The organism is Acetivibrio straminisolvens JCM 21531 (assembly GCF_000521465.1).
GTDB classification, from domain to species: Bacteria; Bacillota; Clostridia; order Acetivibrionales; family Acetivibrionaceae; genus Hungateiclostridium; species Hungateiclostridium straminisolvens.
The window spans coordinates 78224-103458 of sequence record NZ_BAVR01000003.1; the positions used below are offsets into that span (position 1 = coordinate 78224).

A 25235-nucleotide genomic window follows, 5' to 3' on the forward strand; every position below is an offset into this window, starting at 1 on the left:
ACTATAATAAAATGCTTTTACCCAAAATCAAGTTTTTTAATTTTTAATTATGCTTTAATTTTGGAGCAAAAAAGATCTTTCTGACAAGCCAGTATTTATCGTAAGTACCGATGTAAGCCTAACCATCTCCACTATTATTGGATATTACCAGAACTGCTGGGATATTGAAGTGAGCTGCCGGTATCATAAAAACTCATTAGGGTTTTTCGAATACTAGGTTGAATCATTAACTTCAATAAAGTGTTTCTGGAGTATGGTCTTTATGACCTATGCTTTCCTTGAGCTCTTCAAGGTCTCTAAAAGGAGAACCTTGAAATTTGAGACCATTGGAGATACCATAGAGTACTTCCGCAAACAATATATGGTCTGTATTGCCAAGTTTGCATACTCTTGTGCAGAAAAATGGGTAAGTCTCGATGATATAGCTGCCAAATTAGGGGTTGCTGCATAAAGTTTTACATTTTACTGCACAAATCTAAATTCTTTAAATAAATATTGAAATTTGATATAAAATATTGCACAATTGTAATACGATGTATACAGATGGTGTTAAGGGGGAAATTAATTGTGAAAGTTATTTATAAAATTACTTATCCAAACGGCAAAATCTATATTGGAAAAGATTTAACGGACAGTATTAATTATTTTGGAAGTGCAAATAGTAAGCTAATTGAGAAAGACTTTACAAGAGAAGAGAGAAGAGACTTTACAATACGAAAGCAAATTTTATGGGAATCGGAAACTGCTACAGATGAGGAAGTTAGCCGTAAAGAAGTAGAATACATTAAGTATTACAATTCAAACAATCCTGAAGTCGGATACAATCAATGGCCTAAATTTAAAGGAACCTAAAATTACTGCTGTCAATATTTTATTTTTGCTTGGTATGAAGTAACAATGTGACCTCTCTTCCATCCTGTTGCAAGATGAGAAAATAATCCGTAGCATAGAAAAAGCAATAAATTGTTTGCCTTCTCGGAACCACCTATCTATTCGTAAATATCCTATCCAACTCGCCTAAACCCAATCATTTTCTAAAAATCAGGTATTTTTCAAACTCTTACCGAAAAATCTAGAAAATTTGATATAATGTTTATATAGCAATATAATATTCCTACAATCTACCACATATTTGGTGTCAAAGAAAGAATCGCCTTTCTAGAATCCAGAACTTAACTCATTTTTAAGCAAGGTAATTCAAAAACATTATTCATTACAAAGAGATGAAAAAGTGCAAGAGTATACGTTTAAGTTTCGGAAAAAGCGTAAAGTCTCGGCTTACTTAAAAAAGAAAATCTCTATTGGGAAGAAATGAAAGAAGTGATTAAAAATCAAATACTGACTCATGATTATAAACTAATTAATACGAAAGTAGCAGCATGTGTATTTACAAGATATAGGAATGATTATATGATAATTGCAGATGCAAAGCAAGCAAAATCAAATAAAGTAAAAGTTTTAACGTAATCGTAAAAGATTTGAATTAAAAATCGGGTATTACACTTACTTTCGCATAAGAAAAGAATTCCTCGCTCCAAAATATAAAAAAGTGGTGACTTTTTTGCTAATAAAAACCTAACTATTGAATTCCTGTCAAAATCAAATATAATTTAATTATCATTCAATTTAAGGGGGATTCTTATATGTCAAAAGAATTTGTCAAGATTTTGGCCTATCTTGAACTTGTGCTCGGTACCATCGGTAGTTTTTTTCTTGCGTATAGTGGGGGTAGAGTCGTAAAGGTAACATATCTTCCAAATATCTCCTACCAAAGGGATTGGGGTACTACTATTGCAATATTCCTAGCCGCAATATTCAGTACACTTATACTTTATACGCTTTTGCGCTCTCAATATGAAATCATTGATAATCAAGAAAATCTATATTACACAATGAACAAAAAACTAACATATCTTTCCGATGATTTATCTGATGAGGATAAATGGCGTTGTCCGAAATGTAATAAGAAAAATCCAACTTACGTTGGAACATGCGGATGCGGATACGCAAAGCAATAAAATATTAAATACATAAACAAACTCTCTAGAAGTCTTATCGTTTTGCTTTGTAATATTCTGCAATTCTCTGGGTATCCAGTAGATCTTCTATATATCATTACCACTCTATATTATAGCCACTCTGCGTTGTTTGCAGAGTGGCCATTTCTTTTTGTCAATCTTGCAAAATTCAATTCCTCTTAAATGATATAATAACTCTTAAATAGTCAAGGAAAATAACCAAAATCTACATAGAAGTTATATTAATGTCGATTTAACCAATACCATAATAACTTGCCTCTTTATGTGTAAATGATATACACCTCTTCAGGTTATATACCCCATTTTACACTGAAATCCCCTTTAGCCTTAGCTGCAACCAGACTGATTTTATACTTTTGGGTTTCACTAACTTGAAAACTTACTTCTCCCTCACTATCTGACCTATTGATTATTTCGTTCCCCTTTTCATCAAAAACAACCAGACTGAGACTTCCTTCTTCCAATCCTATAGCATATTTTATTGTAACAATGTCACCTTCATTGAATTTAACTTTTCTGCTTTCCACACCGTCAAAATACTTAAAAGAAGCATTAATTGTATTTCCAACACTATTTCCAACATACCCCACCTTCACACTCGGTTTCAGTACTGAAAGTAAAGTAAAACCGGCTATTAATATAACCCCTATAAAAAGTACTCCGCCTAATATTAATTTTTTTCTTTTCCCCATAGTCTTCCTCCTTAAATACTATTATAATTAGAGCTTTATGCGCCCTCTTTGCCTTTCATTATTGCTAATACCGCCAAATCACATTCATCTTCTTAGAAGCTGTATCTAATTTCTATTATACCATAAGCTAATGCATCAGAATATGTTCCACAATACCACAAATTCAGAATTAGATCAAAAGCGCTCATATTGTAAAAAAATTCCATTGATAAAGAATTGAACTCTGTATCGCTATAAACTTAATGCTAAAAGTATTACTCATTTATACAATCAACCTGCATAGTTATACCATCGTATTTTACTTCCCATATAGGCAATAGTTCTCCCTTTTTATTTATGTATACTATCTCTTTAGATTTTATTTCCGGTATTTCAGCCCATCCGCTTTTCTTCAATTCAGCGTTGCTCTTTTCAACAGCTTTTTCACTGCTAATCAAATTTTGGTTACTTAAATCTTCTCCTAATTCGCTATCGACCTCTATTCAATTTTTAATTATGCCGGTTATTTTGCCGTCTTCAATATATACATTCAAATAACTTCCTTTGTGCAAAGTAGATACTTTTTTACCGTTATAATTCTGCCTATAGTTTATAACATAATTTTTAAGTACTTCTGTTTTTTGTTGTGCATCGGATGCTTGTATAGGAATGCTTTCTCTGGTTGATATACTGTCAAATTCGGCTCCTTCCGGTAAATAACCCTTTTTCTCAAGGTATTCGGTAATTGCTTCCAACGATGATTCTATCTTGGATTCATCATCGATAGAAAAGTCATCAAATTTGCTTTCATCGAATATTTCCAAGCTATCAACCTTTTTAACTCTATATTTTTTCATGTTATTTATATTATCCAAATGTGTTACTTCATCTGCAGTAATACTTCTGCCAAAGAGCGTTATAATATAATATCCGGCAAACGCCATACTGCTTAAAAAGGTGATTAAAACAGCTGCTATTACAATTGACAATACTTTTTTATTTAATTTCAAAATTACTACCTTCTCCTATTATTTCTATATTAACTTTTCTTTTAATTTTGACTCAACACTAAATTAAGATTGATCCATAGTTTGAAATTGCCTTCATTCCTGTATCCATAACCCTTTCATTTTACGTCTTCGTCGTTCACCTTATGATTGTCTTCTCAAAAGACCGGGTAATTGCAGTAATTCATAATATATGTCATCTAATTATGCAACGGCCTTACAGAAAGCTTTTTATTTCAGAACATTGTAGCCTCTAAACTTAACTATTCGTCAGTTTTTATATATTATTTTTGGTTAAATTATACATTATTAACAACTATATTATAGCATTGTTTTGAAAAGTAAGCAAATGAATCTAACAGTAGCATAATTTAATAATATTATATTTAATATATAATGCTTTGAATATACTTTTTGCTCTTTCATAATATCATATCATTAGTATTCATCAGAATAATAGGGATAAAAATTTTCTGGTAAGCTCCTTGCTCAGTCATTCTAATATTCCTTCTGCTTGGAGAAAAAATAAAGAAACCGGAGGTAGTTAAATAGCAGTCAATTTTTTGTCTTTGCAATATTTCCGAAAATAAAAGCTCGGGACATCGAGTCCCTTCGCTTTTGCCTCTTTCATTTCATTCCAAGAGGCTAAATAAAAACAAAACCCTAGAAGTCTTACACCTCTAGGGTTTTGTTTGGCCTGCCCGAGACGATTCGAACGTCCGACCGACGGATTAGAAGTCCGTTGCTCTATCCAGCTGAGCTACGGGCAGATATAAAAAACTTGTTGGAGCGGGTGAAGGGAATCGAACCCTCGCAATCAGCTTGGAAGGCTGATGTTCTACCATTGAACTACACCCGCGACTTATATCATAATCGGGAAACCTTCAACCGACTAGTTTATTATACAAACAACTTTTTTTGTTTGTCAACACTATTTTTATAAAATTTTTAAAAATTTTCCGGTTTATTTTCTTAAAATGCATAGAAAAATCCCCACTTATAACAATGCAAAGTGGAGATTTTCTATTATATAAATTTATTTACATATTCAATTCTGATGTCAACAATTAATTTGCAAATTCACCGTTAGCTACTTTACCCATAAAGAGTATTGTATCGTATTTTTCATCTGCAATTACAAATACAAATGGTCTGTTTGCAACAAACTCAGGTTTTGGTCCAATACCCGGGCTTACAATAGGTATTACTGTTCCTCCCGAAGCTTCTGTTCCCTTTTCATTTACTTCCACTACCGCTTTATGCAAAACATCACTAATACGAACAGAAATTTCGGATATACCGGAAAAGTCTGCATCATCCCGAAATGCTTTCTCCATACCCAGAGCTTTCAAGCTTTCCATTATACTGCCGTTTTCTCCTTTACCATATTCCATTTTAAAGCGAGGTAAGCAAAGAAATACATTTTCTGTTTCAGTTATACTGTTATTAATTTCATTCCAAAGAGACAAATCCATCTTTTGAATAAAATCGTTCATTGGTGTACTTTCGTCAGGAAGAATACAGTACATGGCCATCTCACCATCACCATAGGGAAGTCTGACAGCTTTATATCCATTGCCATTGCCAAACCCTATCTTACCATTTTTTCTCATCATCATAACATAGTCAGTACTTCCGTCCTCAGCTTTAAAAACCTCTTTAGATGTTCTGCCTATATCAAACTCTTCTTTCCACATTCCATTAAAATATAATGCTGATATAATATATGATATATCATTCGGATCAACACGGCTGAACATGTTCTCTATTTTACCTTCTGTAGCCTCGGAAATCCAGTTGTTTATTTCACTTACTACACTTTGATCAGAAAAGTCTCTCGACTCAACCACTGCATTAAATACATCCTTATTTGCAGATATAAAATCTTCTTTAATAGCATTGCTCCTTAAAGAGTTATTCCAAATTGAATTACTGTTTTTGAGTTTTACTTTTTCATCAAGCTGCCCAAAGTATTTCAACAAACACTTATAACTCTTGTTAATCTCTGTAATATCAAGTCCTTCAAAACCTAAAGCTTTAGCCATCTCTTTCCTAGTATCAGACTTGGCTCCCTGATAAACCATAGACAATGCAGTTGAAATGCCAAAGGGAGAAATAAACACATTCCCACCCTGTTCGCCTTTACTGATCTCTTTGAAAATATCGAATGCAAATTTGCTGTTTCCTTCGATAAAACCATCACTTATACCTTCATTTATTTCTTCTTTCTCTTCTACAGGGAACTTATCCAATATACGAAGAACATACCTTTTTAGCAAACTGTAATCCGAGCTGTTTACATTTCCGTCCCCATTCAAATCCGCACAAGCAATGTCACCTACAGCAAATCCATCTATTACCCGAAGCAGATAACGTCTCAATAAGTTAAGGTCTGTGCTGTTTATATTTCCGTCTCCGTTCAGCTCACCGTAAACATTCTTTTTAGGAAGTGTCCTAAATGAAAGAGTTTTAGGAGTACCTTCAAGATTATATGTAGGCATTTGTCCCCAGACTTTATATGTATACTCTGTGTCTGACTCCAAATCGGTCAACTCTACTGTTTGTACAACATCAAACCTCATTTCTATTCGTACAGATTTGATATTCGAAGGCTCTTCAGTCTTCCAGTATCTAATTTCATACATATATCCCGGCCACGTGATAAAGTCGTCTGTCATTACTTGCGTAAGCTTAAATTTAACGACAGCACAGTTTTGCGCAACAACCGGCTCAGGATACAACTCATAATATGTATCCCAATTCCCGTCGGCAAACGAATTGCTGACAAGCAAAAAAGAAGATAACAATGCTAAAATAAGGACAAAAATCATTTTCTTTTGCATAACAATTCCCCCTTAAATAAAAATAAATATATTTTTTAAGGTTTAAATAAAATAACCCTTAATTATCAAGAAAAAGTATTGCTTGCTTCAATGGTAACCGTGAAAATAACAGAAAGGAATTAGAATATGTTATGCCGGAATTAATTACATAAAATTATAAAATATCTTTATTTTTCCATTAATATTATATCAAGAAATTAAACAAAATACAACCCACAATTTCCTCCCTATTTATTTTATGTAAATTTTAAGAATCATATTTCAACAAATAAAAATTAACCCAAAAAATATATTCAACTTAAAACTACGATTTATATATTTGAAAAATTTTAAGGCTACTGCATTCCCTGCAATAGCCTTAAAACCATATCCTATATTAAATTTCCAACCTCTTCTTAAGCTCCTCAAGCATCATTCTCATTGCTTTCCCCCGGTGACTTATTTCATGCTTTTTGGAGGGCTCCATTTGTGCCGATGTCATATTGTATTCCGGAAGATAAAACAGAGGGTCATATCCAAAGCCATTGTCTCCTTTAGGCTCAAAACCTATGTAGCCTTCAACGGTTCCCCTTACAGTAAAGTATTCCTCATTCGATAGTATCACGGCAATAACACATACAAACCTTGCTTTTCTTTTCTCAAAGGGCACATCCTTTAAAAGCGAAAGAAGCTTGTTGTTCCTGTCCTCGTCACTGGCGCCTTCTCCTGCAAATCTCGAAGAATAGATTCCGGGAGCACCGTTTAAATAGTCCACTTCAAGTCCGGAATCATCAGCCATTACCATTTCGCCGCAAGCATTAAAAACTTCCCGAGCCTTAATCAGGCATTTTCTTCGAAAGTGCTTCCGGATTCTTCAATATCCTTGGTTATTCCAACCTCTTCCATAGACACCACTTGAAAGTTAAGACCATCCAATATTTCTTCTATTTCCTTAAGCTTGCCCCTGTTCTTCGTCGCAATTACAAACTTTCTCATCTTTCGTAACTCTCCCAACCTCATTTGATACCTGACCCAACGCATCCTTCTGTATTTCAATCAACCGACTTATACCTTTTTCAGCAAGACTCAAAAGCGTGTCAAACTGCTCTTTCCTAAAGGGTAACTGCTCACCGGTTGCTTGAATTTCAATAAATTCGCCTTTGGATGTCATCACTACATTCATATCCGTAGCAGCATTTGAATCCTCTACGTAGCACAAATCCAGCATTTCCACATCATCTACAATACCGACACTTACCGCTGCCAAAAAATCAGTCACCGGTATTTTTTCAATTACACCGTCATCCACAAGCTTTTTGCAGGCATCCACCAAAGCAACAAATCCGCCGGTAATTGAAGCAGTTCTTGTGCCTCCGTCTGCCTGAATAACATCACAGTCTATTATGATTTCCCTTTCACCCAGAAGGTTTAAATTCACAACTGAGCGAAGTGCTCTTCCTATAAGCCTTTGTATTTCCTGGCTTCTTCCGTTTAACTTCAGCCTGCTTATATCTCTTTGATTACGGGTGGCAGTGGACCTTGGCAGCATTGAATACTCTGCAGTAACCCATCCTTCACCAGTGTTTTTCTTAAACGGAGGTACTTTTTCATCCACTGTAGCCGTACAAATTACCTTAGTATCTCCCATCTCAATCAAAACCGAGCCCTCGGCATGTTTGATGTAGTTCCTTGTTATCTTTACCGGTCTTAAATCAGACTGGTTTCTTCCGTCGACTCTCAACATGTTCACAACCTTTCCGCTGTCATTATAATCCTGTAATATTTTCAATTTTCCTATAATTTTAAAGAAATTACAAGCCTTTTTGTCTATTTATCTCCGCAGGAAGCAGTATTTCGCGGGATATGTCCGTTCCTTCGGGAAGATGATCCTTTTTTCCTTCAATGAGAATTTGAATTTTATCTACATTCTTTAATTGCCTCATACTGTATAGTATCTGCTTCAAAATCCCCTCTTCCCTGGCAGTTCCCCCATAATTCTTTATTTCTTTGTTCAAATCCAATACCAGAAGATTCCCTTGAATCCTACTTCCCAGCACCTCGACGCCTGACGGAATCTGTGAATATATCCTCTCGTTTGCAGGCTTTGCAGCCAGCATTCTTATTATCTCTGCCGGAAGCTGCTCATTCGAAACCCCGATATATTCCATTGAAATCGGAAGGATGAACTCATTCTTATCCTTTATGTATTTAAACATATAAACATCGGCTTTTTTCAGCTTATCCTCAAGGTTTACCTTATCCGAATTGATAAGAATATTGTCCCTTGCAAGAATGCCGGATATATCGGTGCCGTATTGCAGTTTTTCCTTTTCCATGCCTTCAATTAATATCTTAACGCCGTCAATCGTCTTAAATTCGGTGAGGCAGTATACAACTCCTGCCACTATATTATTCTCCGCCGTTTTATCCTTGTAGTCCAAAATACGGCTGTTAAAGTCAATTGTTGCAATACCGTCTTTTATATTCATCCCCAATATTTCAGTACCTTCGGGCAAAACAGGGTATAGGCCTAAAGTTTCTACCGCACTGCGATTCAAATCATTATCCACCATGCATTTTAAAGAAGCTTTTGCAATACCCTCTTCTTTATAAATATCTCTTGTAAGGGGTATGAGGTGATTATCACTATCACTGTAGTATACAGTCACAGCAATCTTTGTTTTTTCTTCGCTTTTATCCTCCTTTTCCCCGCTGCCTGCCGATGGCTCTACAGTACTGCTTAAGACTCTTTTATCCTCGTCATCCGAAGGATTACTCGTGTCCAAGACATTATCACCTGCTCTATTCTCCGCATTTAATGAGTCATCAAGACTCATAACTTCTTTATCTATATTGGGGCTGTTCATACCGTTTTCATCTTGAGTTATTTTATCCGTCGGTATTTGACATCCGTATAAAAACGTAACCAGCAAAACAACAACAAGACATGTCAGCTTCTTCATATTACCTACTCCTTACAGTAAAATATTAGTATTACTGTAATTATAGACAGAAGCTGCACATAATATAATCTTTTTATAAAGTTTTATTGTCTTTTTTTATTGCTCATTATTTGTCGTTATATCCGTTCGGATGAGATTGGTGCCACTTCCATGCAGTACTTACTATCGTTTCGAGATCAGCATGCGTGGCTGCCAGTTTAGCTCCTTACGAATTTTATCGGATGAAGCAACCAGTATTGCCGGGTCTCCCGGTCTTCTTGGGGCGTCCTCGACTTTGATTGGTCTTCCCGTAACCTTGCGTACCACATCAATAACCTCTTTTACAGAAAAACCTTTTCCGTTTCCAAGGTTGTAAATCTCGCTCTCCTTGCCCTCTCTGAGCCTTTGCAGCGCAAGATAATGCGCATTTGCAAGGTCGGAAACGTGTATATAATCCCTTATACATGTACCGTCCGGAGTATTATAGTCATTTCCGAATATCTTGATGGATTCCCTTTTACCCAACGCGGCCTGTATAATAAGGGGAATCAAATGACTTTCCGGAGAGTGGTCTTCACCTATTTCGCCGCTTTCATGGGCACCACTGGCATTAAAATACCTTAAGGCAACGTATTTAGTACCATAGGCTCTGTCACACCACTTAAGAGCTTTTTCAACAGCCAGCTTTGTTTCGCCGTATGGGTTGGTGGGAAATGTCCTATCGGTCTCCAAAATCGGCACATTTTCCGGTTCACCGTAAGTTGCAGCCGTGGAAGAAAACACAATTTTATCAACACCCGCATCTTTCATTGCCGTAAGAAGGTTCAGCGTTGCAACAACATTGTTGTTATAATACTTTAAGGGATTTTGAACACTCTCGCCCACTTCAATATAAGCCGCAAAATGAATAACTGCTTCAATATCGTTTTCCGAAAATACTTTCGCCAAAAATTCTTTATCCCTCAAGTCTCCTACAATAAGCTTTTGCCCTGCCACAGCATCTCTATGACCTTTTTCAAGGTTGTCAACAACTATTACCTCTTCATTTTTTTCAACCAACTCCGCCACTGTATGGCTTCCGATATAACCTGCGCCTCCTGTAACCAATACTGCCACTTTAAACACAACCTTTCCTCTATGTTTATTATGCTTACTTAAGACAGCAAAACCATATGCATACTGTTTTGCATACGGCTTTTTACTGCATATTCTCATCCATATTTTATAATAACACAAAGTCTGTCTATTTAAAACAAGGGATAATAAAAAGAAGGCAGTTTTTTACACCGCCCTCTTTTCATTATATTATTTCTATTATTCTACTTCCTCAAGTGCCTTAATTATAGCCTCGCACAGCGCTTCTGCCGCTTTTTGCCTAAATTCTTCCGTCTCAAGTTTTTTCAGGTCATCACTGTTGGTCATAAACGCAATTTCCGCCAGTGCCGCCGGCATTGTAGTCGCTTTTAGAACTACCAGGTTCGGCCTTTCCACAATTCCCCTGTCGTTTGTCTTGAGCTTGCTGATGAGGCTATTTTGAATAATCTGCGCAAACCTCTTGCCGGTAAACCCGGTACTTCCTGAAGATGTCGGATAATACAGAGTCTCGGTTCCATGATATTTTGAATAATATGCATTATTATGAATACTTAAAAACAGTGTTGCATTAAGTTTGTTTGCAATATAGGCTCTCTCATATAATCCTACATAACTGTCATCCTCACGAATCATATATGTTTTGACATTTTTGCTCTTCAAAAGCTCATTCAATCTCTTTGCAATATCAAGATTGAAATCCTTTTCATAATATCCGGCGTGCACCGCACCCGGTTCCGAGCCTCCATGTCCGGCATCGATGACCACAAGCTTATCCGCCTTTGATGCCTTCTTTAACAAGGTAATGGTTGTATTTTTCACATCGGAACGGGTAATTATAAAATAGCTAAAGCTCTCTTTTGTGTTAAACTCTATGCTCGTTTCATTGGTATCCGCATTTTGAGTAATTTCAATGTAATCTATCATTTTATCGTCTATCTGCATTATGCCGCTTCCTATATCAGCAAGATTGGAAGGGAAAGTTATTGTATATCTTTTTCCGTCAAGTCCATACTTTTCGGTATAAAGTTTTTTGAGATCCGCTCCGCCCTCTGTGAGCTTTGCTCCCTGCAAGATAAAATGTACCCTGTCCATATTGTTAATGTACTGTATATTTTTGAAAGTTGGCTCCATAAGGTATATTTCCAGCTTGCCTTCCAATTCTCCCACATGGTACTGCGGATTACCTCTTAAATCAACAACAACTCTGACAACACCCATCTCGTATTGTGAATACCTTATAGCACTTATCAAGCCTTTCTTTACCTCAATGGTATTCGCCTTTTTATCCACATATGCTCCCTCTATATCAATCACAAGACGGTCAGGATCCGAAATACGCTTTACATCATAACTTTTATAGTTATCTACTCCAATTATGACCTTGTTATAACCTGAATTAACAACATAATCCACTGAAACAAGTCCATCCCCAGAGCCCGGAGTTTTATTCGGCTTTTGCGTCGCTGTCGGGGTCGGAATTGCTGATGCTGTAGGTTTTACAGTTGGTGTTACGGTTGGCGTAGCAGTCGGTACTGCAGTTGGTGTAACACTTGGTGTTGGCTCAGGTACAGGAGATACTGACGGAGAATCGGATGAATCCTCAGAAAGAGCCAGTAATAATTTACCTTCTTTTTCAATCACCCGGTATTGGACCTTTCTTTTAAGCAGAATCTCCACCTGTGCATACGATTTATCAAACCCAATATATTTGATGCTGCCAATCATATCACTGTCAACACCTATTGTTTTCTCTTCAGAAGGACCTATAGCATTCGGTATATCAATAGTAATCCTGTTTTTCTCAACATTCTTAACAATATTATAATTTTCATAACTGTTAATGCTTAAAACAACTGTGTCCTCTTCTCCCTCAGGTTCATAGGCAACATAAAGAATGTTGTCCCTTGTCCCAGCATCTTTACCGCCTCCTCTGTTGGGCAGAGAAAGCACGGGACTTTCCGGAATAGGTGCTCTCGATATATATACGATAAGGTACTCTCCCGATTTTATAACCCTATGGTTTAATTTCTGCTGAAGGTCAACCACTACTCTCGCAACATTATCCATCTGGTTTGCAGACCTTATTGATTTTACCAGATTACTTTTTACTTCAATATTCTTAATCTCGCCTTCAATATACGCTCCGGATACATCAACCACAATTCTTTCAGGGTCGGAAAGGGTAAAAGAATTGTATTCCGAAGCTGTTCCGCATTTTATATGTATTTCTTCGTGATCTGTTCTATTTATATGCTCAATATCAAGCTTACTGCTGTTTTCGACAGTGCCCGGTGCTTTACCGGCATTTTCTTTTTGAAGATTTAGAACAACACTGCTTCCGTCTTCCTTTACTATGTACTGAGGCTGACCGACTACATCAAGCACTACTCTTGCAGTCTTTGCATCGGGATATCCGCTGCGAATCGAATGTATAAGTTCACTGTCCACACTAATATTTGAACTGACATTTGAAAGCTTTGTGTTGGGAAAATCCACAACAATTCTGTCAGGATTTGCAGCTCTCATTATCTTATATTCCCGGCATTTATCCAGCTCTATTGCAACCTGATGCAAATCACCGTCGGTTTTATAATTTATATCATTTATGCTGGCAACAGCGCCTTTCTTGCCGTCCAAGGTAATCTCACCTTTTTCCGGGTACCAGCCAACTTCCATGCCCAATTGCTCTCCCACGAAACGCAAAGGCACTAAAGTCCTGTCATTAATAATCTTTGCCGGAACTTCCATCTCAACTTTGGCACCGTTTACCAAGGCATACACATCATTTATCTTAAGCTCAATTATATTACTGTCATAAGATACCGTTACTTTTTTACTGGCTGCATCCCACCCAACCTTTGCACCGAGCTTTTCGAAAATAGCTCTGACAGGGACCAGAGAACGTCCGTTAATTATAATGAGCGGCATGTCGGAGTTGACAATTTCTCCGTCAACTTTCAACGTAAAGATATTTCCCGTATACTCCTGCACTTTGCCGTCATAATTTAGTATTAATGCTTCTGCACAGATACTGAAGGAATTAAATATTAGAGACATTGCAATAAATAGAATTAATAGACCTCTTTTCATACGAACACCTCTTAAAATTATTTATCATTAGTAATAAGTTTTATGTTATCTTATGAAGTTTTCTAATATTTGTAAATTCAGAAAAAACGACAGCATACACTATATGATATTCGACATACTTATGATAATTCCTGTCGTAGAAGTGCTTTAAATATGATTTGTAATTAAATTGTAATACAGTAGTTTGCGGCACAGTTTAGGCAAAATTACTTCTCAATAAAAGGATTAAAATCAAAAGCTCGGAACGAGATAAAATAAAAGAAGCCTTATTTAGGCTTCCCGGTATAACGAACATACTTTTGAAACCAAAAATGCATCAAAGGGTTATTCCTACTGCATTTACTAAGAAATTCAATTTGTCGCTGTTTAAATTTTTGTTTATATCAATACCGTCTATATCCAAAAGTCCTACAGGATATACAGGTATCTGCAGTACCTGCTCCATGTAATCGGCCAAACCTTTTAGAAGCGAACCTCCGCCGATTATAAATATCTTTCCGACCTTCACACCATAGCATCTGGCTTCGTAGAAAGTAAGACACATATAAATCTGGTTTAAGAGCTTATCAACTACTTCCTTCAAAGTTCTATAAACTTTCATATGTTCCTCATTGGTAGAATGATGTGGCGGAACCGAAATACCGTATAATTTCTTAAGTCTCTCAGCTTCAATTATAGATTTGCGCATATTTTTAGCTATTGCATCGTCAAGATTGGTACTGCCGGTAAGTATTACTTTGTTAAACTCCAGTATCTTATTTCTTAAAATATTTATAATCGTAGTCTCCGAACCAAAATCTATAACAGCAAAAGCATCTTTGTTCAACTGACTCTTATTGGGGTTTACAAACTTAACGTTGTCAATGCTTACCTTTATATCCCTGTTGAAAAACTTTGCAGTACTGTTTGCAGGTATATCAACCGAAACCGGTTTTAATCCAAGCTCAAAAAGTACATCTATATAGCTATTTATTATACTTTTTCTAACAGCAGTCACAAATACTTTTATCTTTTCAACATTATCCTCTTTCAACTCTTGTAAAATCTTGTAGTCAATCTTATGTTCATCGGGATTAATAGGCATATTGGATACTATTTCATTATATACAAGCTCATCAATATCCTTTCCGGGTACCTTTTCAATCATAAATACTCTTGAAATTATGCTGGTACCGGACATAACAATCTTGGATTTTTTTACCTTCATCTTGTTTTCCCGAATTATCCTGCTAATCTCGCTAGAAACCGCATCAACGTTTTTTATAACACCGTTTTTAATACAGTTTAAAGGAGTAGGAGCAATTCCAAAATTGTTGATATAACTTCGTTATTTCTGTTTACAGCCACTTCAACAACTTTGATATTCCTAAAACCTACATCAATACTTAGATAATTATTTCTCAAAAATGGTAACAACATACATCATTGACTCCCTTAACCCCATAATAGAATTGACTTATCATCACTAAAACTTTCTTTCCAATTATACATTAGCACAATATTGAAAAAAAATCAATAATTATGCATGAAATAGCCAATTTTTATATCTAAAACTTTTGTTATTTACTTTTTCTTTTGTTTTTTAATTTTTCTGCTTCCCTATAAGATATTATACAACCACAATACTTCTGTCTGTAAAGTCCCAATTCTTTTGCCACTTGCTGTCCCTGTCTGAAACCTGGCCTGAAATCCTTGTAATAAAACCCGATGCCGTATTTTTGCGCTGCTTTCTCTGCCAGCTCAACAATAAGCTCGTGCTTTTGATACGGACTTACCAGAAGGGTTGTAGTAAAGGCATCATAGCCGTTCTCTTTTGCAAACTGAGCAACTTTATCCATTCTTACCGTATAACACATATTGCATCGATTTTCATTGTCCTCACCAAACTTTTCCCATATTTCCCGAGAAAAGTCATCCATGTATTTTACAGGAATATTCTTTAGTTCCGAAAGCTTTTCAACATTTTCTTTTCTTCTTACAAACTCGTCGTACGGATGAATATTGGGATTATAAAAAAGTCCCTCAAAACAAATGCCTTCTTCTTCCAGTACACTTACCGGATATACAGCGCATGGCCCGCAGCATATGTGCAGCAATAGCTTCATTTTTCTCCTCCGTTTTTTATGAATTCCAAATTAATCAACATCACTCATACCTGAGCCCGAAATGGTCATAGGCAAGCTTTGTAGCCATTCTTCCCCGAGGGTTTTGTTTATAAACCCAAGCTGCAATAAATAAGGCTCATACACATCCTCTATTGTGTCTGCTTCCTCTCCAATCGTTGCCGCCAATGTATCAAGTCCCACCGGCCCTCCTGCAAACTTATCAATAATACTCATAAGCAGATTTCTGTCGACAGCATCAAGACCGATTTCGTCAACTTCCAAGGCGTCAAGCCCTGTCTTTGCTATATCTTTTGTTATAAATCCGTCGGACTTGACCTGGGCAAAATCCCGAATCCTTTTTAATATCCTGTTGGCAACCCTCGGCGTACCTCTGGCCCGGCGTGCTATCTCTTCAGCAGCTTCATCTTCTATTCCGGTATTCAGGATGCGCGCAGATCTCTTCACAATCTGCTTCAGTTCCTCCACAGTATACATTTCCAGCTTGTTTATTACCCCAAATCTATCCCTCAAAGGAGATGTCAACAAGCCTGCCCTGGTAGTGGCACCTATCAGTGTGAATTTGGGAAGGTCAAGCCTTATTGACCGGGCACTGGGGCCTTTTCCGATAATTATATCCAAAGCATAGTCCTCCATGGCAGGATACAATATCTCCTCAACACTCCTGTTCAGCCTGTGGATTTCATCTATAAAAAGGACATCAAAATTACCGAGATTGGTCAATATGGCAGCCAAATCTCCGGGCTTTTCTATAGCCGGACCTGAGGTGACTCGCAAATTGACGCCCAGCTCCGATGCTATTATGCTGGCAAGGGTTGTCTTACCCAGTCCGGGCGGGCCATAAAGAAGTACGTGATCCAATGCCTCGTTTCTCTTCTTTGCCGCTTCGATAAAACCATAAGGTTTTCTTTCACCTTTGCCTGTCCGATATACTCTCCGAATTTTCTGGGCCTTAAACTTGCCTCATCAAGATCCTCTTCATTAAGTTTACAACCGACAAGCCTGTCCTCCATCGCTACAACCTCCAAATCCGTATTAAGTAATCTTTCCCCTTTAGTCTATCGTTCTGCACCAAACCGCAATTCAGCTTCAACTGTTACTTAATGCTCACTTAAGGTCTTGCCAGTCCTTTAAGAGCATTTTTAACTATGGTTTCGATGTCCATATCCTCCTTGTAAACCGCCGATACCGCTTTATTTGCTTCAGCGGGAGAATATCCCAAAACCATAAGGGCGCTTACTGCCTCCGATATTTTTGAACCGTCCGCGTCTAAAGCTTTGCTTTCAGCTTCAATTCCTATATTCGATGTAAGTTGTTCTTTATTTATCTTGTCCTTAAGTTCAAGGATTATCCTTTGGGCAATTTTCTTTCCTATACCTGCGCTTTTGTCAATGTCTTCGTATCATCGGTTATGACTGCAAGGCTAAACCTTGAAGGCGATATTGCGGACAAAACAGATACTGCTGCCTTAGGTCCCACTCCGGAAACACTGATTAAAAGCTCAAACACATTGAGCTCCTCCTGAGTCAGAAACCCATACAGGCTTATATTGTCCTCCCGAACATAAAGGTAAGTGTAAACCTTTACCTCCCCACCTATCTCACCAATGCCCGAAACGGTGGACAGGGATGTAAAAATCCTGTATCCCACTCCGTTTGATTCAACTATCAAAAATCGTTATTCTTGTATTCAAGCCTTCCTCTAATATATGCAAACAATTTTATTTCCTCCGGTTAAATTTTTTCGTGTATTTTCCAGGTTTATCATAGTCCGTAACTTTTCATTTTATAGGAATGGGCATGGCATACCGCAACCGCCAGCGCATCCGCCACATCATCCGGCTTGGGTATGGCCGGAAGATTAAGTATAGCCTTTACCATCTGCTGCACCTGGGCCTTTTCCGCACGCCCATACCCCACTATTGACTGTTTTACCTGAATGGGAGTGTATTCAAAAACATCTATTCCCGATTGGGCGGCTGCCAAAACCGCAACACCTCTTCCATGTCCTACTGCAAGAGCCGTTTTTATATTTTTATTGAAAAAGAGCTCTTCTATAGATATTGCCGCAGGTTTGTACTTTTCAATAATTTCCATTAAATCGTTATGCAAAATCAAAAGCCTTTTCGGAAGCTCCATTGAGCTTTCGGTAGTTATTGCACCATAATCTACAGGAGTAAATCTGTTTCCTTCATATTTTACTATACCATAACCGGTAATTGCAAACCCGGGATCAATTCCCATTATAATCATCGGTTTTATCCTTTCTTAAAATATTTGTGAATAATTATATATTTCATTGCATATTTATACATTTTATTATATAATATATCTCATTATATTGTAAGCTTTAACTTTGCGCATACTATTTTGCACAGACTGTTTCCAGTTTCAAAGTTAGGCATTTAACTTACTAATAATATATTCTAACACATTTAAGGAGGTATTTGTATGAGTCAAAAAGAAAAAGTTATCCTTGCCTATTCCGGTGGTTTGGATACTTCAATAATCATTCCCTGGCTTAAAGAAAATTATGATTATGAAGTAATTGCAATGGCTGCCGACGTAGGGCAAGGCGAAGAGCTTGAACCCTTAAACGAAAAAGCTATAAAAACCGGGGCAAGCAAAATATATATCGAAGATTTAAAAGAAGAATTCATAACAGATTTTATTTTCCCTACATTAAAAGCCGGTGCAGTATATGAAGGAAAGTATCTTTTAGGTACATCCTTTGCAAGACCTATTATCGCAAAAAGAATGGTTGAGATTGCTTTAAAGGAAGGGGCTACAGCCATAGCTCACGGAGCAACGGGAAAAGGAAATGACCAGGTTCGTTTCGAGCTTACTGTCAAAGCTCTTGCTCCCCACCTCAAGATCATTGCTCCATGGAGAATATGGAATATCAGATCAAGAGAAGATGCAATCGAATATGCAGAAGCAAGAAATATCCCCATCCCTGTTTCAAAAAAGGACAATTACAGCATGGACAGAAATCTCTGGCATCTAAGTCACGAAGGTTCGGATCTGGAAGATCCATGGAACGAGCCGCAGTATGACAAAATATTAAAGCTCATGGTTCCGCCGGAAAAAGCTCCGGACAAACCAACCTATGTTGAAATATACTTTGAAAAGGGTATTCCGAAGAAGGTCAACGGTGTGGAATACGGACCTGTAGAACTCATTGAGGTTCTTAACAAAATTGGCGGCGAAAACGGTATCGGAATCGTTGACATAGTAGAAAACCGGCTGGTCGGAATGAAATCCAGAGGTGTTTATGAAACCCCGGGTGGAACCATTCTATATGCTGCTCACAGGGAACTTGAACTTCTCTGTCTTGACCGCGACACTTTACACTACAAAGATATTGTAGCACAAAGATTTGCAGAACTTGTTTATTACGGACAGTGGTATACTCCTCTTCGTGAGGCTATTTCAGCCTTCGTTGACGTTACTCAAGAGACGGTTACCGGTACAGTCAGGTTGAAACTCTACAAAGGCAATGTCATGAGTGCCGGAGCCAAGTCCGATTATTCTCTCTACAATGAAAAACTCTCTACTTTTGGAGAGGATGATGTATATAATCAGAAGGATGCTGAAGGATTTATAAATCTCTTTGGTCTTCCGATGAAGGTTCAGGCTCTTATGAAAGAAAAGAATAAAGGCAATAAGGTGATAAAATGAAGCTTTGGGGCGGTAGATTTGAAAAAAGTACCGACAAGTCCGTAGATGATTTTAATTCATCCATAAGATTTGACTGTCGTATGTACAAACAGGACATTTTAGGAAGCATTGCCCACGCCAAAATGCTTGGGAAATGTAAAATTATTTCCGAAGAGGACTCCCTTCTCATTCAGAACACATTAAAGGAAATACTCAAAGACATTGAAGAAGGTAAAGTCCAGTTTGAGATTGATGCCGAAGACATTCATATGAATGTTGAAAAAATCCTTATATCCAGAATCGGCGATGTGGGCAAAAGGCTTCACACCGGGAGAAGCCGCAATGACCAAGTTGCCCTTGATATCAGAATGTACCTGAGAGATGAAGTTGTTGAAATCAAAAAATTATTGGCCGAACTTGAAAGGACTCTTATAGAAATAGCAAAAAACAATACCGACACCATACTTCCGGGGTATACCCACCTTCAGAGGGCACAACCCATAACTTTTGCCCATCACATGATGGCATACTTTCAAATGTTTAAGCGCGATATTGAAAGGCTGGACGATTGCTATAAGAGAATCAATATAATGCCCTTGGGTTCCGGAGCTTTGGCGTCCACAACCTATCCCCTTGACAGGTATATGGTGGCAAAGGAGCTGGATTTTGACTCTATTACCGAAAACAGCCTTGATGCTGTTAGCGACAGGGATTTTGCTATTGAGCTTTCTGCCTGTCTTTCGATAGTGATGATGCATCTTAGCCGATTCAGCGAAGAAATAATCTTATGGTCCTCCCATGAGTTTGGTTTTGTTGAACTTGATGATGCATACAGTACAGGAAGCAGTATAATGCCTCAGAAAAAGAATCCGGACGTGGCTGAGCTGGTCAGAGGCAAAACCGGAAGGGTTTACGGCGACCTTTTTGCTCTCCTTTCGGTTATGAAGTCGCTTCCTTTAGCTTACAACAAGGATATGCAAGAAGACAAAGAGGCAATTTTCGATGCTGTGGACACCGTAAAAATGTGTCTTCCGGTATTCACCAAAATGATTGAAACCATGAAAGTAAACAAGGAAAACATGTACCGTGCTGCACAAGGCGGATTTACCAATGCCACCGATATTGCAGATTACCTTGTTAAAAAGGGTATTCCTTTTAGAAACGCCCATGAAATTATAGGAAAAATGGTTCTTTACTGTATCGAGAACAACAAGTCCATTGACGAACTTGACATGAGCGAGTTTAAAAGCTTCTCAGAGCTTATATCTGAAGATGTATATGAAGAAATAAGCCTGTCAAAGTGTGTTTCCGGAAGAAAACTCCCCGGAGGCCCGGCAAAGGAAAGCGTCATGGCTTCGATTGAAAACGGTCTTAAATTTCTGTCAAAATTATAAAAATATTAGATTTTGAATAATTGGGCTGCGGCAAAATCAAATAAATTTTCTTGCCGTAGCTCATTATTTTATCTATGAACACCTATAAAAGCAAAACTCATTCACTTGGGATGGAACTATATTTTTTCTCAGGAATGGAAAGGTGCAAAGATACATTATTTTCTTCCAGGTCTATTTCAATATTTGAAACCTCTATACCCATTTTCCTCAAGCTGACAATCAAATCCCTTCTTATTCTTCCAATCTGCTTGCTATTATTTGATTCATCAAATTTCTTTTTTAACAGCATAAACATTTTAGTCCCACCTCATTTGAATTGTTTTCTTGATTAATATGATATACCATTTCCCTTATGCTGCATAATATTTCCACATGAGGCGGAAGAATTTTATTTCGATATTTTTTTAAAAAATTTAAAAAATTTGCCCTGAATAGTTTTTCCTCTTTCATTTCACTTTAAAATGCTAAACAAAATAGTCCGGAACACCGGACTATTTTAATATTTTTTTACTTTTTTATCAAGAGCCCTACCAAAACTATACCAAGAGTCCCTTAACTTAAATCTCATCTCTTCATCCATAGTTCTCTCTATAATATCATTCAGTTCCCTTCTCATCTGAACATACTCCGAAAGTTCAAATTCGTTCTTTTCCAATAGCTTTTCCATTTCTCCAACCCATTCTTGGACAAGTTCAGAACCGGCATATTCTTTGGCTATTTTTTTCTTCAGATGAGAAATAACAAGCTTTACAGCCTTTCTCTTTACATCCGCATCCGTTTGAACTTTCCTTCCTTCTTTTTTGGAATTAATATTGGATTGAACCTTTTCCATTTAAAACACTCCCTATAAATATAATAATAGTACTAAATAATGCAGCAATAGCTGCAAATAAACACAAATTTTTTCTTTTAAATTATTTACTTTTTGTAGGGCTAACTTGTCATGGGAAATTCTATGTTACATATCTAATATTATACACATTAATTATAATACAGTATCACTTTTAATGCAAATCATAAAATAAGTAATACGGCACTCAAAGTGATAAAATAATACAAAAGGGACCGCTAAGTCCCTTTTGCTCGAAGTTAATTCAAATTGTGATTTAACACTTAATAAACTATGAGCTCCTTGTCCTTTAGCTTATCCTTATCAATTTTATCTTCCTTCCCCGCAGGAACTGTAATGGTATCGGGATTTCCATCACTAACATATTGCTCTCCTCTGGATAAATTCTTAATCCACCAAGCCAAGTCACATTCTACAGGATTAATTCCCGAAGCTCTAACCCTGTGGGTAGAAAGAGGATTAAAATCTTTCGATACAGGTGAGTGTGCCGGATCCCAGCCCACCTCCATAATTGCCGCATGTTCGTATTCCACCCCGTCATACACACCCTTTATAACATAGTCTGAAGGTCTTTGGATGGAAGTCCGTAAGGAAGAGAAAAAGTAGTCATTTTATATCCCGGTATAAGCTCGGCGATGGTCTTTTGGTTCTTTCCAATCTCCTCCTGTATTTTTTCCGCACTTGTGGTATTTTTCAAATTTATATGCGTGTAGGTATGATTGCCAATTTCAAACCCTTTGTCAACCAAATATTTGAGCCTCTCTTGAAGGGTGCCTTTACCCTCAAAAGTACTGTTGCCAAGGTTTACATAGAAAGTACCTTTAAGTCCGAAGTCAGGATGCTTCTTGTAGAACTCTTCCATAATACCTACTGCAGATTTTTTATTTGCTTTTAGAGTCCCGTTTTCTTCAACCAGATTAAACTGCCCAGCCGTTCCGTCGTCAAATGTAAATATCATAGGAATGCATCCTGCGGGCACGGAAATATTGTTATTTAAATAATCACTCATACTGATAAGTCTGTATCCGTTATCATACAAGCTCTGAAGCAGCTTTTCAAACTCACTGAAAGTCGTGGTATATTCCCCGTTATCATAACTTGTAGGCGTAAAAGATTCAACAAAATTATGGAACATAACAACCATTATTTTTCCGGCTTCATTGGGCTTGACACTTTGAACGTCAATTGTAGGCGTAGGTATCAGTGTCGGTGTGGGTGTTGCAGGTGCTGAAGAACTGTCCGCTTGCCCCGAATCTTGTCCCGAGGTATTGGGAACCGGAGACTTTAAGTCGTCATTTAACTTCGGACTGTTGCATCCTGCAAGCAGTAAAGAAAGAGATAAAACTATTGCCGGAACTATTTTAATAACCTTTGTTCTAAAGAAAGATGTCATTTTATATACTCTCCTTCGTTATTTATAAGCTGCGCCTTTATATAAATAATCTTTATAATACACAATATTTTTTCATTAACTCATATTAGTATATTTTAATTATATAAACATATAAGACATAATTCAAATACAAATTAAACCTTCTCTGTACTTTTTTGAATGTTTTATTTTAGCTTTCGCAATGCATCCTTTTCCAAAATAATATCGGATATTCTAAGCTCCTTTTGATACTTTTGTATTTCTTCTTCATAATCTTTTTTATCAAGAACTTCGCCGGTCTTCATATCATAGACCGTGTCATCCTCGCTGCAGTAGTAATATTCGTCTGTCAGCACCGAACCGTTTCTTAATACCGCATAACCCTTTTGTGTATTCAACAAGTCTTTGCCCAAAGCATAATAGTTTTCAAATCCCATCATATTGGCTATCATAGGGAGTATGTCAATCTGTCCCCCAGTTGTATCGATAATTTCCCCTTCCACTCCCGGACAGTGTATCAGCAAAGGCACCTTTTGAAGCTTTATCCAATCAACTTTACTTTCGGAGAGTCCGAGAAATTCCAAAAGTTCTTTCGCCTGAGTCTTCGGAAGCCCTGTATGGTCTCCGTAAATTACTATAAGGCTGTTTTCATACAATCCCATGTCCTTAAGCTTTTGAATAAAACGCCCAATGGCTGCATCTGCATAGTTTTGAGCTTTAATATAGTTTCCAAAATATGTCCTGTCATATTTTCCGACATCAAAGGTCTGCTTATCTTCAAAATAAGAATAAGGGTGATGGCCGGAAAGAGTTACGAAAAAGGAATAAAACGGCTTGGTGACATCAATTATATCCATGGACTGTCTGTAAAACGAGTCATCACTGAGTGCCCAACCTCCCCAGCCTATATATTCGTCCATAACATAGTCATTGGAGCTTATAAAAGTGTCAAAACCTACAGCTTTGTACATTTCGGTCCTGTTCCAGAACGCAGGGCCATAAGCATGCAAAGCATAAGAATTATAACCTTCTTTCTTTAATTCTTTGGCAATAGTATTATACTCATTTGTCGCAAACCTAAAATATGCCGCACCTTCTTTGGCAGGATACAATGAGATATTGCCCATAAACTCGGCATCCGATGTATTTCCCCCTGCCACTTGAACGTAGATATTGTCAAAATACAAACTCTCCCTCACAAGCTTGTTTAAGTTCGGAGTTATTTCCCTTCCATTCATTTTACTGTTGATAACAAAATGCTGAAGCGCTTCCATCTGGATAACAATAAGGTTTTTCCCTCTCGCTATCCCGGCAAATCTATCGGAAAGCTCGCCGTTTTTCTTGTTTTTCTCCTCAAAAAAGGAAATCAGCTCGTTTTTCTCATCACTTCTAAGCTTTTTGTCCCTAAGGTAGTTTTCCCTTAAATATTTTTTCACATCGTAATAGTGGAAATAGCCTATTCCGAAGTTCTTCACGATATAATTGTTATCATACTCGGACATATCATTCTTACTGTAAGCAATTTTGAAAGAACCTAAGGATATAAGGATAAGTACTGCTGCAACTATGCATCTTTTAAGTAATGGAATCTTGCTTTGCTCAGTTCTTTTGGATAATACAAACGACATTACTGCAAAAATCGGAATGTCTAAGAAATAAAGTATGTCGCTAATCCTAAAAAGACTCATGATGCTCTCTCTGACCGGGCCTAAATAGCGGGCATTATAAATGACCGGTATTGTTATTATTGTATTATAATAGCGTAAATACAGAGCATCGGCAAGCAACAAAACCGACATCAGGATGTTTGATATAAAAAACAACATCCTTCTTTTGGTATGAAAAATAATCAACAAAGCCACCAGTACCAATGCAAAAGACATTGAAGCAACAAACATGAAGATATTTGTTGTTGAAAAAAAGGGTCTAAAATTAATTTGGTTTTGAAATTGAAGAAATACACCTTTAAACACAATAGAACATGCAAAAAATAAAGCATAAATTATTCCAAATATATCCAGTCGCGGTCTGACATTGGTAAAAATATTGCCCCTTACTCTTTCTATACTGATTTTCATATAATAACCTCACTTATACATCATTTTACTTTATTTCATTATATGAATCCCCCATGGCCGGTTTATACCGCCTTTATTCCGATTCAAAATTGT

16 protein-coding genes, 2 tRNA genes and 7 pseudogenes are annotated in these 25235 nt (G+C 37.1%); 5 read left to right on the forward strand and 20 right to left on the reverse strand.

Annotated features, from left to right (window positions below; genetic code table 11):
• Positions 1–61 precede the first annotated feature (61 nt).
• The 3 genes and pseudogenes from JCM21531_RS18175 to JCM21531_RS01335 form a co-directional block, all read left to right on the forward strand.
• A pseudogene (locus JCM21531_RS18175) lies at positions 62–451 on the forward strand (IS701 family transposase); the annotation flags it as partial.
• 116 nt (positions 452–567) lie between these two features.
• Positions 568–852: a GIY-YIG nuclease family protein gene (locus tag JCM21531_RS01330; protein ID WP_038286823.1), complete on the forward strand. Its 285-nt coding sequence runs from the start codon at positions 568–570 to the stop codon at positions 850–852.
• Positions 853–1643: 791 nt separating this feature from the next.
• Complete coding sequence (locus tag JCM21531_RS01335) at positions 1644–2018, forward strand: hypothetical protein (protein ID WP_038286825.1); 375 nt, start codon at positions 1644–1646, stop codon at positions 2016–2018.
• A gap of 311 nt (positions 2019–2329) precedes the next feature.
• On the opposite strand, the gene JCM21531_RS01340 is transcribed toward JCM21531_RS01335, so the two are convergent.
• The 16 genes and pseudogenes from JCM21531_RS01340 to ruvC all read right to left on the reverse strand — a co-directional run bounded on the left by JCM21531_RS01340 (position 2330) and on the right by ruvC (position 18041).
• Positions 2330–2731: a hypothetical protein gene (locus JCM21531_RS01340; protein ID WP_038286827.1), complete on the reverse strand. Its 402-nt coding sequence runs from the start codon at positions 2729–2731 to the stop codon at positions 2330–2332.
• Positions 2732–2985: 254 nt separating this feature from the next.
• Positions 2986–3168 (reverse strand): hypothetical protein, encoded by a 183-nt coding sequence (locus tag JCM21531_RS01345; RefSeq protein ID WP_054846959.1) that lies wholly within the window; start codon positions 3166–3168, stop codon positions 2986–2988.
• Between the two features lie 45 nt (positions 3169–3213).
• Positions 3214–3720 carry a hypothetical protein gene (locus JCM21531_RS01350; protein ID WP_038286828.1) on the reverse strand — a complete coding sequence of 169 codons (507 nt, stop codon included), beginning with the start codon at positions 3718–3720 and terminating at the stop codon, positions 3214–3216.
• 690 nt (positions 3721–4410) lie between these two features.
• A tRNA-Arg gene (locus tag JCM21531_RS01355) sits at positions 4411–4487 on the reverse strand.
• A gap of 15 nt (positions 4488–4502) precedes the next feature.
• Positions 4503–4576, reverse strand: a tRNA-Gly gene (locus JCM21531_RS01360).
• A gap of 208 nt (positions 4577–4784) precedes the next feature.
• Complete coding sequence (locus JCM21531_RS01365) at positions 4785–6560, reverse strand: serpin family protein (RefSeq protein ID WP_038286829.1); 1776 nt, start codon at positions 6558–6560, stop codon at positions 4785–4787.
• 376 nt (positions 6561–6936) lie between these two features.
• Positions 6937–7535, reverse strand: a pseudogene (locus JCM21531_RS01370) (XTP/dITP diphosphatase).
• Positions 7492–8283, reverse strand: a complete 792-nt coding sequence (gene rph / locus JCM21531_RS01375; RefSeq protein ID WP_038286888.1) for a ribonuclease PH — start codon at positions 8281–8283, stop codon at positions 7492–7494. Before rph ends, JCM21531_RS01370 begins: the two are co-directional and overlap by 44 nt.
• Positions 8284–8350: 67 nt before the next feature.
• Positions 8351–9502 (reverse strand): GerMN domain-containing protein, encoded by a 1152-nt coding sequence (locus JCM21531_RS01380; RefSeq protein WP_038286832.1) that lies wholly within the window; start codon positions 9500–9502, stop codon positions 8351–8353.
• A gap of 106 nt (positions 9503–9608) precedes the next feature.
• A pseudogene (gene galE, locus JCM21531_RS01385) lies at positions 9609–10597 on the reverse strand (UDP-glucose 4-epimerase GalE).
• Between the two features lie 198 nt (positions 10598–10795).
• Complete coding sequence (locus JCM21531_RS01390) at positions 10796–13666, reverse strand: AMIN domain-containing protein (protein WP_038286835.1); 2871 nt, start codon at positions 13664–13666, stop codon at positions 10796–10798.
• 316 nt (positions 13667–13982) lie between these two features.
• Positions 13983–15085: pseudogene (gene pilM / locus JCM21531_RS01395) on the reverse strand (type IV pilus assembly protein PilM).
• Positions 15086–15225: 140 nt separating this feature from the next.
• Positions 15226–15771: an epoxyqueuosine reductase QueH gene (locus JCM21531_RS01400; protein ID WP_038286837.1), complete on the reverse strand. Its 546-nt coding sequence runs from the start codon at positions 15769–15771 to the stop codon at positions 15226–15228.
• 40 nt (positions 15772–15811) lie between these two features.
• A pseudogene (gene ruvB / locus JCM21531_RS01405) lies at positions 15812–16802 on the reverse strand (Holliday junction branch migration DNA helicase RuvB).
• A gap of 98 nt (positions 16803–16900) precedes the next feature.
• A pseudogene (gene ruvA, locus JCM21531_RS01410) lies at positions 16901–17507 on the reverse strand (Holliday junction branch migration protein RuvA).
• Between the two features lie 45 nt (positions 17508–17552).
• Positions 17553–18041 (reverse strand): crossover junction endodeoxyribonuclease RuvC, encoded by a 489-nt coding sequence (gene ruvC, locus JCM21531_RS01415; protein ID WP_038286840.1) that lies wholly within the window; start codon positions 18039–18041, stop codon positions 17553–17555.
• A gap of 198 nt (positions 18042–18239) precedes the next feature.
• Between ruvC and JCM21531_RS01420 the strand changes: the two genes are divergently transcribed.
• Together JCM21531_RS01420 and argH are read left to right on the forward strand one after the other, a co-directional pair.
• Positions 18240–19469, forward strand: a complete 1230-nt coding sequence (locus tag JCM21531_RS01420) for an argininosuccinate synthase (protein WP_038286843.1) — start codon at positions 18240–18242, stop codon at positions 19467–19469.
• Entirely contained in the window at positions 19466–20842 is a 1377-nt protein-coding gene (gene argH / locus JCM21531_RS01425) for an argininosuccinate lyase (protein WP_038286844.1), read from the forward strand. Before JCM21531_RS01420 ends, argH begins: the two co-directional genes overlap by 4 nt.
• A 97-nt stretch (positions 20843–20939) precedes the next feature.
• On the opposite strand, the gene JCM21531_RS01430 is transcribed toward argH, so the two are convergent.
• From JCM21531_RS01430 to JCM21531_RS01445, 4 genes and pseudogenes are all read right to left on the reverse strand, one after another.
• Positions 20940–21137: a hypothetical protein gene (locus JCM21531_RS01430; protein ID WP_038286846.1), complete on the reverse strand. Its 198-nt coding sequence runs from the start codon at positions 21135–21137 to the stop codon at positions 20940–20942.
• Positions 21138–21338: 201 nt separating this feature from the next.
• A complete protein-coding gene (locus tag JCM21531_RS01435; protein WP_038286848.1) occupies positions 21339–21674 on the reverse strand; it encodes a hypothetical protein in 336 nt (111 codons plus the stop codon).
• Between the two features lie 281 nt (positions 21675–21955).
• Positions 21956–23085, reverse strand: a pseudogene (locus JCM21531_RS01440) (polysaccharide deacetylase family protein).
• Positions 23086–23249: 164 nt separating this feature from the next.
• Complete coding sequence (locus JCM21531_RS01445) at positions 23250–25142, reverse strand: LTA synthase family protein (RefSeq protein WP_038286850.1); 1893 nt, start codon at positions 25140–25142, stop codon at positions 23250–23252.
• Between the last annotated feature and the right edge of the window lie 93 nt (positions 25143–25235).